13 protein-coding genes are annotated in these 13799 nt (G+C 67.4%); 2 read left to right on the top strand and 11 right to left on the bottom strand.

Translation table 11 applies throughout. The features are described from left to right. Positions 1-20 precede the first annotated feature (20 nt). A complete protein-coding gene (locus tag AB0I03_RS17600) occupies positions 21-2228 on the top strand; it encodes a heavy metal translocating P-type ATPase (RefSeq protein WP_360413747.1) in 2208 nt (735 codons plus the stop codon). 267 nt (positions 2229-2495) lie between these two features. On the opposite strand, the gene AB0I03_RS17595 is transcribed toward AB0I03_RS17600, so the two are convergent. Together AB0I03_RS17595 and AB0I03_RS17590 are read right to left on the bottom strand one after the other, a co-directional pair. Beyond that, positions 2496-3059 carry a DUF2269 domain-containing protein gene (locus AB0I03_RS17595; protein WP_360413744.1) on the bottom strand — a complete coding sequence of 188 codons (564 nt, stop codon included), beginning with the start codon at positions 3057-3059 and terminating at the stop codon, positions 2496-2498. A gap of 2 nt (positions 3060-3061) precedes the next feature. Beyond that, on the bottom strand, positions 3062-3247 hold the full coding sequence (locus AB0I03_RS17590) for a hypothetical protein (RefSeq protein ID WP_360413741.1): 186 nt from the start codon (positions 3245-3247) through the stop codon (positions 3062-3064). 106 nt (positions 3248-3353) lie between these two features. On the opposite strand from AB0I03_RS17590, the gene AB0I03_RS17585 reads away from it, so the two are divergent. Further along, positions 3354-3929: a helix-turn-helix domain-containing protein gene (locus AB0I03_RS17585; RefSeq protein ID WP_360413738.1), complete on the top strand. Its 576-nt coding sequence runs from the start codon at positions 3354-3356 to the stop codon at positions 3927-3929. Positions 3930-3985: 56 nt separating this feature from the next. Here AB0I03_RS17585 and AB0I03_RS17580 read toward each other — a convergent pair whose 3' ends face one another. The 9 genes from AB0I03_RS17580 to AB0I03_RS17540 all read right to left on the bottom strand — a co-directional run bounded on the left by AB0I03_RS17580 (position 3986) and on the right by AB0I03_RS17540 (position 13603). Further along, positions 3986-4267, bottom strand: coding sequence for a hypothetical protein (locus AB0I03_RS17580; protein WP_360413735.1), 282 nt, complete (start codon positions 4265-4267; stop codon positions 3986-3988). Further along, positions 4264-5238, bottom strand: coding sequence for a hypothetical protein (locus tag AB0I03_RS17575; protein WP_360413732.1), 975 nt, complete (start codon positions 5236-5238; stop codon positions 4264-4266). Before AB0I03_RS17575 ends, AB0I03_RS17580 begins: the two co-directional genes overlap by 4 nt. 12 nt (positions 5239-5250) lie before the next feature. Further along, a complete protein-coding gene (locus AB0I03_RS17570) occupies positions 5251-6027 on the bottom strand; it encodes a hypothetical protein (RefSeq protein ID WP_360413729.1) in 777 nt (258 codons plus the stop codon). Beyond that, complete coding sequence (locus tag AB0I03_RS17565) at positions 6024-7772, bottom strand: TraM recognition domain-containing protein (RefSeq protein ID WP_360413726.1); 1749 nt, start codon at positions 7770-7772, stop codon at positions 6024-6026. The genes AB0I03_RS17570 and AB0I03_RS17565 overlap by 4 nt, the downstream gene beginning before the upstream one ends. A 108-nt stretch (positions 7773-7880) precedes the next feature. Further along, positions 7881-9044: a type VI secretion protein gene (locus AB0I03_RS17560; RefSeq protein WP_360413723.1), complete on the bottom strand. Its 1164-nt coding sequence runs from the start codon at positions 9042-9044 to the stop codon at positions 7881-7883. A 341-nt stretch (positions 9045-9385) separates the two neighbouring features. Further along, positions 9386-11020 carry an SCO6880 family protein gene (locus AB0I03_RS17555; RefSeq protein ID WP_360413720.1) on the bottom strand — a complete coding sequence of 545 codons (1635 nt, stop codon included), beginning with the start codon at positions 11018-11020 and terminating at the stop codon, positions 9386-9388. Beyond that, a complete protein-coding gene (locus tag AB0I03_RS17550) occupies positions 11017-12477 on the bottom strand; it encodes a hypothetical protein (RefSeq protein WP_360413717.1) in 1461 nt (486 codons plus the stop codon). The genes AB0I03_RS17555 and AB0I03_RS17550 overlap by 4 nt, the downstream gene beginning before the upstream one ends. Before the next feature lie 46 nt (positions 12478-12523). Next, on the bottom strand, positions 12524-13273 hold the full coding sequence (locus AB0I03_RS17545) for a hypothetical protein (protein WP_360413714.1): 750 nt from the start codon (positions 13271-13273) through the stop codon (positions 12524-12526). Positions 13274-13285: 12 nt separating this feature from the next. Beyond that, positions 13286-13603 carry a hypothetical protein gene (locus AB0I03_RS17540; protein WP_360413711.1) on the bottom strand — a complete coding sequence of 106 codons (318 nt, stop codon included), beginning with the start codon at positions 13601-13603 and terminating at the stop codon, positions 13286-13288. Between the last annotated feature and the right edge of the window lie 196 nt (positions 13604-13799).

Raw genomic sequence — 13799 nt, 5'->3', positions numbered from 1 at the left:
CCATACGGAAGGAGCCTCCAGTGAGCAGTCACCACGCCCATGACGACGATGAGAGGCACCACGACCGCGAGACGGGCCACACCGGCCACGACGACCACGCCGGACACGGCGAGCACCCGGCACACGGAGCCGCCGTCACGGCTGAGGATCACGACGCCCACGGGGGGTCCGTCGCGCCCCAGGGACACGGAGCGCATGGCGGCCATGGTGGTCACGGAGGGCACGGAGGGCACGACAAACACGCCGGGCACGACCCTGAGGTGTTCCGGCGCAAGTTCTGGCTCAGCCTGGTCCTGACGATCCCGCTGGTCGTCACCAGTCACATGATCATGGACTGGTTCGGGTACACGCTCGAGTTCCCCGGCATGGACCTCGTCGGGCCCGTGCTCGGCACGTTCGTGTTCTTCTACGGCGGCTGGCCATTCCTCGCGGGAGGCGTCCGCGAAATCCGCGACCGGGCGCCCGGCATGATGCTGCTGATCGCCACCGCGATCACCGTTGCCTACGCCGCCTCGCTCGCGACCAGCCTCGGCCTGTTCGACCTCGAGTTCTGGTGGGAGCTCGGTGCACTGGTGTCGATCATGCTGCTGGGCCACTGGCAGGAGATGAAGGCCATCGGCCAAGCCCAGGGCGCGCTCGCCGCGCTCGCGGCGCTGCTGCCCGACGAAGCCGAACGCGTCGCCGAGGACGGATCAACCGAGACCGTCCCCGCGAGCGAGCTCGGGGTCGGCGACGTGGTCCTGGTCCGCTCCGGCGCCCGCGTCCCCGCCGACGGCGAGATCGTCGACGGCGAAGCCGAGATGGACGAGTCCATGATCACCGGCGAGTCCCGGCCCGTGCCGAGGCAGCCGGGCGACCGGGTCGTGGCCGGCACCGTCGCCACCGACTCGGCGATCCGCGTGCGTATCAACGCGGTCGGCGACGACACCGCCCTCGCGGGCATCCAACGGCTGGTCTCGCAGGCGCAGGAGTCGCGCGGACGTGGCCAAGTCCTCGCGGACCGGTTCGCGGCCCTACTGTTCTACATCGCGATGGGCGCCGGCGTGGCCACGTTCGCGGTCTGGTCGCTGCTCGGCGAGACCACCTCGGCGGTCGTCCGCACCGTCACGGTCCTGGTCATCGCCTGCCCCCACGCGCTCGGCCTGGCGATCCCGCTGGTCATCTCCATCACCACGGCCGTCTCCGCCAAGGCCGGCATCCTGGTGAAGGACCGGCTCGCGATCGAGCGCATGCGCACCGTGGACGCCGTCCTGTTCGACAAGACCGGGACGCTGACCAAGGGCGAGCACACCGTCGCCGGCATCGCCGGAACCGAAGGGGCCGACCGGGACGAGGTGCTGCACCTGGCCGCGGCCGTCGAGTCCGACTCCGAGCACCCGCTCGCCCGCGCGATCGTCGCCCACCACGGGCACGAGCACGGCGAAGGCGCCCGCGCCTCCGACTTCCGTTCGCGCACCGGCAAAGGCGTGGAAGCCACGGTGGACGGGAAGCGGTACGCGGTCGGCGGACCGGCGCTGCTGCGCGAGCTCGGCGCCGAGGCGCCCGGCGAGCTGCGGGGCGACATCGACACCTGGTCAGGCCGCGGCGCCACGGTGCTCTACCTCATCTCGCTCGACGACGAGCCGGAGGTGCTCGGCGTGATCGCCCTCGAGGACGAGATCCGGCCCGAGGCCAAGCAGGCCATCGCCGACCTGCGCGCCCAAGGTGTGAAGACGATCGCGATGATCACCGGCGACGCCAAGGCCGTGGCCGAGGCGGTCGCCGCCGACCTCGGGTTCACCGAAGACGACGAGGTCTTCGCCGAAGTCCTGCCCGCCGACAAAGACCAGGCCGTCGCGGACCTCCAGGCCCGCGGGCTGCGGGTGGCGATGGTCGGGGACGGCGTCAACGACGCCCCCGCACTGGCGCGCGCCGACGTCGGCATCGCGATCGGCGCGGGCACCGACGTGGCGATCGAGTCCGCCGGGGTGGTCCTGGCATCGTCGGGCCCGCGCGGCGTCGGCGGCGTCCGGCGGCTCTCGAAGGCGAGCTACCGCAAGATGATCGAGAACCTGGGCTGGGCCGCGGGGTACAACATCGTGGCGATCCCGCTCGCGGCCGGCGTCCTGGCGGGCGTCGGGATCACGTTGAGCCCGGCGGTCGGGGCGGTGCTCATGTCGGCCTCCACCATCGTGGTCGCCCTCAACGCCCAGCTCCTGCGCCGAGTGAAACTCACGCCGGAGTCCTAACATCGGCAGGGGCCGCAGACTAAGATGGTCTGTGGCCTTTGCCGGTTTCGCGGGGACTCCAGAGGTCTCAGCGATACCCAAGGTGACCGGTCCGCCGTCGGCGAACCCGATTTCGACCCGCAAGGGACCTGACGTTCCCGGCACGATCCGGAGCCCTTCGGGCTTCTCGCCGCACCGCCTCGGCCTTAGAGCGGGCGGCGAGTACGACGTGATCGATCTCCATCACCCCGCCGTACCGATACTGAAATTTATGTTCAACAGCGCTGATCACGTCTGCCCGTTCGACGCCGGAATCCCCTCGCCAGAACGGAACTGGCGAACCCGGCCACCGACTATCCGCTCATGGGACTCGCGGAGCCGCTTGCGCTGTCCGTAACGAGTCAACCCCCGTGGCTTGAAGATCGACAAAATGAGGGCAAGTGAAAGCACCACGAAACCGCCGCCTGTGTGGAACAGCTCGCTGCCGAGCGAGCCGGCGTCGACGGCAGGATCAGCGGCGAGTTCAGCCCGAGCCGAGAAGCTCGGCGTCTGCAAGATGAGGATCAGGGTCGCGAACGCGGTGATGAGGAGTTTGAACAGCACCCAGTAGTGGCGCAGCAGGCCCCAGGAGGTGCCGAGCGCCGCGATCACGCCGGTGGCCAGCGACGCGATTGCCAAGGGCACGAGGAGCGTCCAGCCGGTGGCATCCAGCGCGAGCCAGACGACGCGGTTGACCTCCGGGTCGGCGCGTGCAACGAGATCAAGGGCGACGAACACCGCGACCGCGCCCATCCACCCGACCGTGCTTGCCACATGGAAGACCAGGATCGTCTTACGCAGCGGCGGCGCCATTGTCATCGGTAGACGCCCGAGAGGAGTGCGACGGACCCGAGCCCGTGCCGCATCGGACCATGCTCCTCGCCACCGAAGACAAGGACGGCGAGCAAGACCAGGATGGCCAAACCCGCGATGACCGCGGCGAGCTTGACCCAGCGCGGCCGACCCGTGGTCTCCGCGGGTTCACGTTCTGTCGATGACATCGCAGCTTCCTCCTGGCGGGTTTGACGTGGCAATTCCAAATTATCGATACAGAGTGTCTCTGTCAAGTCAGAGTGTCCATTACACGTCGAGGTGTATCGTGGATTGATGCCGAAGCTCTGGAGCGAGACGATCGATGAGCATCGCCGCACGGTGCGCTCGGCAGTCCTGGATGCCGCCGCCGCCCTGGTCGACGAACGAGGCCTCACAGGGGTGACAATGTCCGCCATCGCCGAACGGGCAGGGATCGGCCGGGCCACGCTGTACAAGTACTTCGCCGATGTCGAGTCGATCCTCATTGCGCGGCACCAGGACCATGTGGCCGCCCACCTCGGCCAGCTCGAAAAGCTCCGTGAGCAGGCCGCCACTCCTGAGGAGGGCCTCAAGGCAGTCCTCGACGCCTATGCGCAAATCTGCTTCTGGCGCTCCCGGCACGGCACGGACTTCTCGGCGCTGGTCCACCGGCCCGAACATGTCGCGCCTGCCGAGCAGCGACTCACCGAACTCTTCACCGAACTGCTCGCCGAGTCCGTCCCTTCCGCGAAACTGCGGGAGGACGCAACACCTGGCGAACTCGCCGCTTACTGCCTCCACGCCCTCGCAGCCGCGGGCGACCTGGACTCCGAGGCGGCCGTGCGTCGGCTGGTGGACATGACACTGGCAGGTTTGCGCCCAGCGCGCTGATCGAACCACGGCTCTGGAGTGTCATTCCAGGTCGGAGACCGCTAGGACCTCCACCCTCACTTCTGTACTCGCAGCTTCTGCTGAATTTCCCTGAGCGCTTCGGCCGACCGTTTCTGTGTGGCTTCGTAGATGGCGATGGCGTTAGGGTCGGTGGCGCGGACCCAGGCGTCGGTGCCGTCGAGGTTCCACCAGTGACCGGCGTACTTGACGGTCATGTCGAGGATCGGGGAGAGCGGCGTGACTTCCCGGTCGAGCCAGTGCTTGCGCATTTCAGTGGCGGTCATGACCTTAGGCAGTCGGTGGGCCGGAATCTCGGTCTGGACGGGGCGGCGGTTCATGCGTGTCCCCCCGTCGGGCGTTGACGGTGTGCAGGACCTAGCTGCTCGTGAGGTTCGGGCGGGGCGTGGGAGTCGATTTGGTTGGCGTGGTGGAAGACCGAGGCCTGGCTGATGGATCGGTCGACCGGTTGGGGAACGCGCTGCTCGGCGGCAACGCTGGCCTTTATGTCTTGGGTGAGGAGGTGCTTGGCGGTGTCGATGCCGGTCTTCTGGTCGGTTTCAGTGCGCGCGAGGCGGGCGACGAACGCGGCGTCGGGTTCGGTGTAGCTGGGCGGGTTGTCGCCGAGGCCGATGGCGATCTCTCGGGCTTTGGCGATCTGCCAGACCAGGCTGATATCAGTGGTGTGGTCGCCGTCCCAGCCGGCGGAGGCGACGGCTTCGTAGGCCACGCGGCAGCGGAAGTCCTGAACGGCTTCAGGCGGGACGATGCCGACGAGGGTTTGGGACTGTTCGGGGTAGGCCATGAGGGCGGCGACGAGAAGTTCTTCGTGGCCGGCGCGGGTCGCGGCCTCAGGAGCGATGGCGGCGACAGCCTGGTCGGGCCAAGGGATATCGAAGAGCGTTTGATACTGCTCGGCGTGGCGGGCGTTGAGGCGCGGCGTCTCGGGGTTCACGGAATCACCTGAGGCGAGTGCGGTTGCTGCATAGGCGGCAAGGTCACGTTGGGCGCTGCCGTCGAGGACCATGCTGGCGTAAAAGGGGACCTCAGCATCAGCGGGAGCGTCAGCGCGGAGGCGTTCAAGTCGTTCGGTGTCGAGTCCGGGAGCGTCGGCGCGCTCGGCGGCGGCGCGGGTGAGCTCGACGCCGCGGAGTTCGGGTTGTTCGCGGTGAAGGTCTTGGACGGCCTGGTAGACCGCGGCGTATCCCGGATGAGCAAGGTCGCGCGCTTCGATGGCGTCGACCGCGAGTTCGGGCCGTTCAAGCACGGCGGCAAGGTAGCGCCGCTCGGCCTCGGTGATGAGTGTGGACATCGGTGGTGTTCCTTACTCGTCGGGCCCGGCGGCGGCGAGGTTGTCGAGGCGGCGGTGCATCTCGGGGTCGGTGATCTTGACCCAATCGCCGGCTTCTGGGTCGCGGGTCCACCAGTCGCCGAAGGAGTGGACGTGGTCGCTGTCGGAGCCGCCGAGCCCTCGCGCGGAACCCAATTCCAAGCGCCGGTGCATGTCCGGCGCGGCAAGGCGCGGCGCCCGGCTTGTGGCCACGGCGGCTTCGCTTCCGACCGGTGCGGTGATGCCGCAAGTGGGATCTGCAGTGAGCCACTGGGCTTTGAGATCAGTCTTGGAGCGATCGACAAGGCGCCGGCCGCCACCGTGCTCGGCGGCGCACCGTTCGGCGTAGAAGGTCAATTGGCTGAACAGGTTGCGCAGGTCAGTCTGCCAATACCGGGCATGCTGAGCGAGTCCTCCTGCTTCGTGTCCTGTGAGGACTCCAGCCTCCGGGTCGTTGGTGTAGAGGGCTTCGCGCCACATCTTCAGTGCCCAGAGCTCTTCGATGATGCCGGGGTGCTGGGGCCAGCACTCGGGGAGCCGGGACTGGATAGAGAGCTCATAGCGGTCGTGGAGCCAGGCGACCCATTCGACCAGCCCCTCCCAAGCCGCAGTGCGCTGTTTGTCGGTCATGGCGTGCCATTCGACCAAGCGGCCTTTAATCGCGAGGACGCCTGCTCCGCCGCCTTGCGAGCTGCCGCCATCTCCGTTCGATGAGCCGCGGCCGCGGCGGACGCTCGGCGGCATGGGTTGCGGCCGTGAGGATTCGGTCATCGCCATTCCTTTCGTTCGGTTGCTTGGTCGGGGTGCTCCCCGACGGCGACGCTGTTCGGTTCGCCGACGGCTGCGCTGCGGCCGAGCAGCTGCTTCGTCTCCTCCGCGGATCGCTCGTAGTCCTTTGCCTCGCGCGACTGGTAGTGGCGGCGCATGTAGGTCTTCACCGCCGGGGTGGAGGCGTGGACGATGAGGGCTTCGCCGCGTTCTGCGTCGAGGGTGCGGACTTCGGCAGCGGTGATCGTGGAGCGTTCGCGTTCGGTCGGTGATTTCGAGGTGCCGTTCGGGCCGTGCTGCTCGTTGACGACCTGTTCGCGCCAGGTCCCGGCGAGGTCGGCGAACCACTTCGACTCCTCCCCCGCGAGCCCGGCGAGCGCGATCTTGAGTGTGGAAGCGCCCCAAAGCATGTCGGCGCCATCCCTGCCCCAGCGTTTGCGGGCGGCGGCGATCTCCTGAAGAACTGCGACAACGAAGATCCCCGAGCCGGCCGAGTAGCTCATCAGCGCGGGGAGGTTCTCGAGCGCAACGACGTTGCCGACCTCGTCGAGGAACTCCCCAAGCGGCGGGTCGAGGCGTTCGGAGGGCGATTTGTCGGACAAGCGGAGGGCGACCTCGGTGATCTCGTCGATGAGGGCGTTGATGATCGGGGCGAGTTCGCTGGTCTGCATGGCAGGGGCGAGGAGGTACATGGTGCCGCAGTCGCGCAGGAACCGCTCGATGTCGATCGACTCCGCAGGACGACAGGAGAAGAGGCGCCGGGCTTTGGCGGAAAGGAGCGGAGTGATCGCGGTCTGGACGGTGTTGAACAGGTCGCCTTTGGAGTCGGAGTCGCCCGTGTAGAGCGAGAAGAGGTTGCCCGCCACCCCGGTCACGGCACCGGGATGGGCGCGGAGAAGGTTGATCGGCTCATCGTCTCCGAGGTCGAGCGCCCAGCGGACGACGTCGTCCATCGTGCGGCCTTCGAGGGCCGCGATGTGCAACCACGCGGCAAGCAGGTTGACCGCGTTGTTGCGGAAGTAGCCCGAGTTCTTGGAGTCGCCGGCGCCGTCGCCGCCGACCGTGACCATGACGTTCGCGCGGCGCCGGGCACGGTCGTAGTCCTCACACCCGACTACGGGACTCCAGCGCAGCGGGTAGGGCCACTCAGTGTCGGAGACGTCGAGAACGGCGACCGGGCCGAGCTTGCGGCGGATCTCGTGGGTGGCGAGGACGACGTCGCGGCGGATCGAGGTGGTCAGCGCCGGTCCGGGCCAGCGCCGCAGCCAAGGGATGATGACCTGAGAGGTCTTGCCTTGCCGGGGTGCGGCAAGAACGAGGATCGAGTTCTCGATGCTCGCTGCGAGGTGCTTGGCGCCCAAGCCGACCGCCCGTCCGAGATCGACGGCGACTTCGCTGATGTCGATGCGTCCGCTCAATCCGGGGCGCAGGCGCTTCGCCTTCTTCAGCACGGCGCGGTAGGTGAGAGCGCGGTCGAGTTCGGCGCTGGTCGCGAAGCCCTTGGTGCTGCCGAGGCCGGCGAACATCTTGACCAGGCCGAAGCCGAGGACGAGGATCACAGCGAAGGCGAGTACAGCAGCCACCAGGAACCCGACCGGGCCGGGCAGGTGGGAACGGGACGAAGCAGGCCAGGCATCTGCAGGGTCGGTGATGGTGCCGGGCAGTGCGAACGCGACCTGGACTGTCGCCTCGATCCCGACATCGATCCAGGTCCACGAGAAGAGCAGGGCAGCGAGCTGGCCGGTCAACCACACTCCCGCCAGAAGACCGATGACAATGTGCGCGCATGCGAGGAAAATGGTGTCGCTGCCGAAACTACTGCTTCCTGAACTGGTGCTCATCAGGCTGCACCTGCCTTACAGGGACATACGTTCGTTGGTCCAGGTGAGTTCTTGCTCGATGGGTGTGAGCATCGTCTGGACGACGTGGGAGGAGGAGCGGCCGATCTTCCAGATGGCGCGCCCTTTGTGTTGGCCGGTCCATGAGGCGATGTGCTGGCACTCGGTGTCGGTGAGGCCGATTGCGTCGCGGGTCATCGCGAGCGGCGCGGTGTCCTGGGCAAGGCAGATGCGGACGTCGCAGGAGCTGATGAGGCCTTTGGCGATGGCGACCTCTTCGCTGCCGGCAGCGCCGACGGCCTCGAAGTCCGACAGTCGGTGCGTGCTGAGGACTTCGATGGTGCCGTTGGAGCGGGAGAGCCGCAGGTCGGCGTCGAGCTTGCGGACCATCGCGGGGATGCGCATCGCGCGCCACAATTCATCGCGGATGATCAGGCGGACCGGACCGTTCGGGTCGTCGACGGCGGTCTGTCCCCAGCTAGACGCGCAGGCGAGGGTCATGGCGACGGTCTCGTCACCGCGACCCTTCATGCGTTCGAGGTTCACAGTCTGGATCGGAGCGTCGAAATCCAGCCGCACCGTGGTCGGGCCGTCGAACAAGCCCGAGAGACTGCCCTGGACCATGTTGCCGAGCGCGTCGGCGGCGGGCCGGATGCGCTCGCGCAGTTCCTTGACGGAATCGGCACGGAGCTCCTCAACCATCACCGGGTGGGGGTCGCGGAGCACCGCCCACACGTCCGGGATGGTGGGATCGACGAGGTGGGAATTGCCGTCGTGCTCGCCGGAGATGTCCTTGATGGCGTAAGCGAGTGCGGCTTCCTCAGTCGGGTCGAGCTTGCGGTCGAGCCGGACTTCGAGGAGTGAGGAGAGCAGGGTGATGCGGCGGCGGTGGATCTCGGCGAGCCGGTCCCGGAGCTCGATCGGGTCGGTCGGCAGATGCTGGCCGAGCGGACCGGAGTCGAGTGGGTTGAGACGAGTCGGGAGTCCAGGCCCGAGCTCGACGGGTTCGACGCCGAGAGCTCGAGCGACCTTGGCGTACTCGTTCTTGATGTCGCCCAGCACGAATGTCTTGACGCCGTACGTCAGGAGGCGCAGCGCCAGACCCTTGATGGTCGCCGACTTCCCCGATCCCGGTATTCCAGTGATGAGCAGGTTCGGGTTGGTGATGAGCCCCCGGTGCAACCACTCGATGGGATGGCACGAAAAGCTGCCGCCGGTCAAGCAGTCCACGCCCATGTACGCCCCGACCGGGGGCAGCGCCTTCCCGTACAACCACGGGTAGAGGCCCTGAACCTGCCCTGTCGAGGACCGAAACGCAGGGAGGTTCGGGATGCGGGGCGCACGGCCGCTGAACGGCTTGGCGACGCCACGCCGAGACGGAACCGGCTCGGGGCGCTCGCGACGTTCCTTCTCCCGTGTAGGTGCTTCTGGCGCAGCGGAGGGCGCGAGCAGGTCGGCGAGGTCGGCATGCGGGAGGTACTGCGCGGCCTTCGCCTCGCGTCGGCGCTCCAGAACGTGTTTCATCATTGCGCCCACCGTGCTTTCGGGAGGCCGTAGCCCAACGGCAGGGCCGACATGGCGAAGCCGATGTCCTGGGTGTTCCACATCCGGTCGACTTCGATGCGAGCCGCGGCGGCATCGGCCTCGAGCGCTGCGGCGGCGTCCTCAAGCTCGCGGTGTGAGGCTTCACTGTTGTCATCGAAGTCGGTGACCGTGATGGTGACCAGGCCGGTGAACCGAACGAGTCCGTGGCCGTTGGCGCGCTCGACGTCCTGCTGAGCGGCACGGTCGAGGGCGGCCTGCTCGTGCTCGGGAACGATCTGGCCGGTGCGCTGGCGCATGCGGACCGCGACCGAACGGGCGGTGCGCTCCCTCATGACCTCTTTCTCCGCCCTCCGCGGGCCGAGTGGTTCGTGGTGCATGGAGAAGGTCCGCCGATGCTGCCCCTCGCCGAGAAGCGGCGCGAGCACCGTGGAGTACGTGCGGGAACGCGGCCAGTCGTACACCCAGTACGTGATGGAAGCGGCCCCGTCATGCAGGTAGTAGCCCGGACGGGCTTCCGTCGAGGCCGGCCGTGCGAGGACTGGATCGATCCCTGGGGGGAGGCCACCCCTGTCGGCCGCTTCGCGGCGTTCGGCGAGCGACCGAGCCATGGTCGGAGTGAAGGCGCTGCGTACGACTTCGGCGAGCTCGCGCGGCTGAAGCCAGGACTGCACGGCCAGGTCGGCACCGCCGATGGACGCAGTTAGCGAGATGACGTGGCGAGCGAGTACTGCGGAAGCGGCGCGTGAGCCTCCGCCTGCGGACCGGATTGCCGAGGCCGCGCGCCGCGCATCCATCGTGAAGGCCAGGAACGATTCTCGGGTCGAGGTCGCCAGCGTCGCCGTCGATAGCAATCCCTCGGTGATGGCCTGGGTGACCTCGGGAGCCTGCGGGTCGGCATGGTCGAGGTGCCAACGGCGCAGTGCCGCACCCGATTCGGGGAGCAGCCGCTGGAATGCCTGGACGCGGATGATCGGGTTGCCTTCGGTGCAGAGTCCGGCGAGCAGGCCGCCCCAGCCGGCGACGCGCTGTTCGCGCCGATCGGTGTCGACCAGGCCGAGGCCGGGGTAGGTGATGCGGGCGACGGCCGTGAAGGTCTTGTCGATGCGGTGGTGGACGATCGCGATCGGCGTCCCGTCCGGGAACTCGTCTTCGAGGATTTCGATTGGGGCCAGGACGCCGGGAAGATCGGCGCGCTTTTGCTTCCGGCCTCGACCGTGACCGTGCTGTGCGCTGGCTGCCTCCGACTCCTCTTCTACCGCATCGGGTTCAAGGTCGGCGGTGTCGATGACCGGGCTGGCGTCAGGAGCAAGCGCTCCAGAGGCGAACTTGTGAAAATCGCGCCGCTTCCCCAGGTGGTAGGAAACCCACCCGCTGACCCATTCATCCGCGGTTCGCCCGCGGACCCGGAAGAACGCCAATCCAATCGTGATCGCGGCGATCGGCCAGACGATGACCCCGAACAGAAGATCGGCGACGGTGAAAGGCCACACGGCGAGGAGTGAAGCGGCGGCGAGCATGAGCACGCGCGGGCCGGACATGCCGAACATGAACGCCACCCGCTCGACCTGCCAGCCGAAGTAGGTACGCGCATCAGGCTTCGTCGGGTTGCTCATCGGTTACCTCCTGGGTCAGTGCTGCCGGGGGGCGGGGGCTGGATCGCTGGTGGCGGCGTCGGGCCGTTCGGGTTGCCGTGGTCCGGGGGCGGCGGGGCCGCCTGCGGCGCACCGTGGCCGGGGCGCGGCTCGCCGTTGGTATCCGGTCCCGGTGGACGAGGAACAGGCTGGTGGTACCCGGGGTAGCCGCCGGGGAGCGCATACGGGTTGGCGCCTTCGACGCCGGCGCGCGCCGCGGTCTGCTCCATTCGCTGCGTGAGGGAGTTCGCGCCTCGCTGGACGGCTTGCAGCGCCATCGCGGCACCGGCTACCCACGGACCTGCCGCTCCTGCGGTCTTCGTGGTGCCCCCGCCGCCGATCGCACCGCTCTTATTGCCGGCCATCGTCATGCGGCCACCAACGGCTGCCATGGTGCGGGCTTCGGTGGCCTGCCCGAACTGGAGGGAGCTAGCGCTCCCACCCATCGCGGGGGCCGACTGCGCGCTGAGGAATCCGGCGCCGGCGCCGGCGACCGCCGCGAGTCCCGAGCCGCCGCCGACGTGGGTGGAAGTGAAGGTCATGAAGCGCGCCAGCGCGGGCCATGCCAACGCGGCGAGCAGGATGATGAGCATGCCGCTCAGGAGGGTGGCGATGTCGGTCGCTCCGGTGCCGTCCTCGGTTTCGGTCTCGCCGATGAGTGAGAACCCCACTGCGAAGATGATCGCGATCAGCGGCTTCATGATGATGAGCTGGATCGTGGCGCTGACCAGCTTGTTCCACCACTGCTTGGTCGTGTGGGACATCTGGCCGACTGCGGCGATGGGGCTGGTGGCGATCAGCACGGCGATGGCGGCGTTGCGGAGGATCAGCTCGCCCCAGAGCACGAAGAGCAGCGCGATGCCGGCCAGGGAGATCAAGAGGATCAGCGTGGCAGCTAGTTCAGGGCTGGCACCGAAGGCGAATAGCGCGGCGAGCTTGTCGCGAAGTTCGGCTTCGCCGTCCTCAAAGGTCAGATCGATGATGCCGCTGGCGAGTTCGTCCGAGGCGACGAGCGCCATGGAGCCGATGGTCAGCGTCGTCATGACGGCCAGCAGTGCTTTGGCCAGTCCTACAACTGCCTCGGCCACGGGACGGCCTTCTGCGGTAACGACCGTCCGGGTGATCTGGACGAACATGATGAAGACCGAGACGATCGCTGCGATCCCCATGCTGATGGCGTAGACCTTGGAGATGCCGCCGCCGGCGAGGTCGATGTTCGGGAACGCGACGAAGGCGTCGGCGAACCACTCCATCATCTGCATCATCCCTGCCGCGGCGTCGAGCGCGAGGTCCTCCATCACGGTGCCGCCGATCGATCCTCCGACTGCATCGCCGGCCTCGTCGGCGGCGTCTGCGGCAAGTTGGTCGATCGCCCACTCATTGACTGGGCTGCACACGACGTAGTCAGAGACGGAAGTTGGGTCGAAGTCATCGCACATGGAAGGGCTCCTGGAGATGGGGCTCAGGTTCGGGGTCGAGAAGGGATCAGCGGGTGAGGCGGTACCAGCCGAGTTCAGTGGCTTCGAGCGAGCCGGGGTCGGCCACGAGCGCCTGGTAGTCGAGGTCACCGAAAGGGAAGCCGTCGATCTTCCAGTCGCCGGATTCCCAGACCATGACCAGCGGGTAGACCATCGGAGAGGCCTGCGGGACGCCATCGTCGGTGTAGATGGTGGCCTCGCCCAGCAGCAGGACGTTCACGCGGTCGGCCGCATACCCGTAGGTCTGGTAGTTCGAGAAGGCCACGATGAGGTCGGTACCTTCGGGCACTTCGCCCTCGGCGGGAACGCCGATCGATTCACGCGAGTCGAGGGCCATAGCTCGCAGTTCCTCGGCGTCGAGGTCGGCGAGCATCGACTCGGAGTAAATCGCCGCGCCGAGTTCTTCGCCCCGTCCCGGGTCGAGGTTCGCCGAATAGGCAGACCAGTACTCCACGGCCGCGGAGACCGCGCCGGTGAGGTCGTGGTCGAAGCCGGTCCACATGCCCGAGACCAGCTCGGTGCCGACCGTATCCAGCACGAGCACCTCGGGCACGTCCTCGTCAGGTACGACCGGACTTGTTTCGGCACTGGGCTCAGTCAATGTCGAGGACTCGGTCTCGGCTGTAGGGGCGCCGTCGTCTCCGGATTGGAGCGCGGCCAAGGCGATGACGCCGCCGAGCCCCAGCGCCAGGAGCACTACGAGCGGCACGACGAGGCGGCCCCATCGTGAGCGTGCAAGGAAGTGGTTGCGTCCCATCGGTCTCCCCGCTTACGCGACGAAGGTCCAGGTCGTGTTCGTGACGACGATCCATACACCCGCCACGACGATGCCGACGAAGGAACACAAGAGCGCCTTCTTGCCGAGGTCGGCCGTGTCGGGGCGTTTGCTCGCGCCGCCGATCGCGATCAGCGCGCCGGCGACCACTCCGACGATGCCGCAGATGATGAGCACGATGTACTTCGCCGACGAGATCAGGAAGCTGACGCCTTGTGAACCCCCGGTCGGGTCGACAGGCGCGGGATTCGGAACGAGAGCGAGAATGTCAGCGCTTCCACTGACAGCCGATATTGCGGCATTGAAGTCCATTGGGGGCACTCCTGATTGGGGCGATTTGAATTGCAGAGTACGACGTAAGCGCCTGACTCGGAGCCGCATGAGTGCCTGCGATTCTCCCGCAAGCCCCTGTGGCCGGACTAACGTATCGGCCGTCACAGGGCCTCGACAACTCCATGAAGACTTTCGTTATATTTTTGAGACCATGCGAAAAGACCAGGTCAATCCC

It is taken from the genome of Glycomyces sp. NPDC021274 (genome assembly GCF_040641195.1).
In the GTDB taxonomy this organism is placed as follows: Bacteria; Actinomycetota; Actinomycetes; order Mycobacteriales; family Micromonosporaceae; genus Glycomyces.
Note: the sequence above shows the minus strand (reverse complement) of the source record. Positions and strands in the feature narration are given on the sequence as shown.

What these genes read in the sequence shown, in the direction of transcription:
- AB0I03_RS17580 (WP_360413735.1), bottom strand. Translation starts at nt 4,267, where the DNA reads ATGAACCGCCGCCCCGTCCAGACCGAGATTCCGGCCCACCGACTGCCT.
- AB0I03_RS17590 (WP_360413741.1), bottom strand. Translation starts at nt 3,247, where the DNA reads ATGTCATCGACAGAACGTGAACCCGCGGAGACCACGGGTCGGCCGCGC.
- AB0I03_RS17570 (WP_360413729.1), bottom strand. Translation starts at nt 6,027, where the DNA reads ATGACCGAATCCTCACGGCCGCAACCCATGCCGCCGAGCGTCCGCCGC.
- AB0I03_RS17585 (WP_360413738.1), top strand. Translation starts at nt 3,354, where the DNA reads ATGCCGAAGCTCTGGAGCGAGACGATCGATGAGCATCGCCGCACGGTG.
- AB0I03_RS17540 (WP_360413711.1), bottom strand. Translation starts at nt 13,603, where the DNA reads ATGGACTTCAATGCCGCAATATCGGCTGTCAGTGGAAGCGCTGACATT.
- AB0I03_RS17575 (WP_360413732.1), bottom strand. Translation starts at nt 5,238, where the DNA reads ATGTCCACACTCATCACCGAGGCCGAGCGGCGCTACCTTGCCGCCGTG.
- AB0I03_RS17595 (WP_360413744.1), bottom strand. Translation starts at nt 3,059, where the DNA reads ATGGCGCCGCCGCTGCGTAAGACGATCCTGGTCTTCCATGTGGCAAGC.
- AB0I03_RS17550 (WP_360413717.1), bottom strand. Translation starts at nt 12,477, where the DNA reads ATGTGCGATGACTTCGACCCAACTTCCGTCTCTGACTACGTCGTGTGC.
- AB0I03_RS17555 (WP_360413720.1), bottom strand. Translation starts at nt 11,020, where the DNA reads ATGAGCAACCCGACGAAGCCTGATGCGCGTACCTACTTCGGCTGGCAG.
- AB0I03_RS17545 (WP_360413714.1), bottom strand. Translation starts at nt 13,273, where the DNA reads ATGGGACGCAACCACTTCCTTGCACGCTCACGATGGGGCCGCCTCGTC.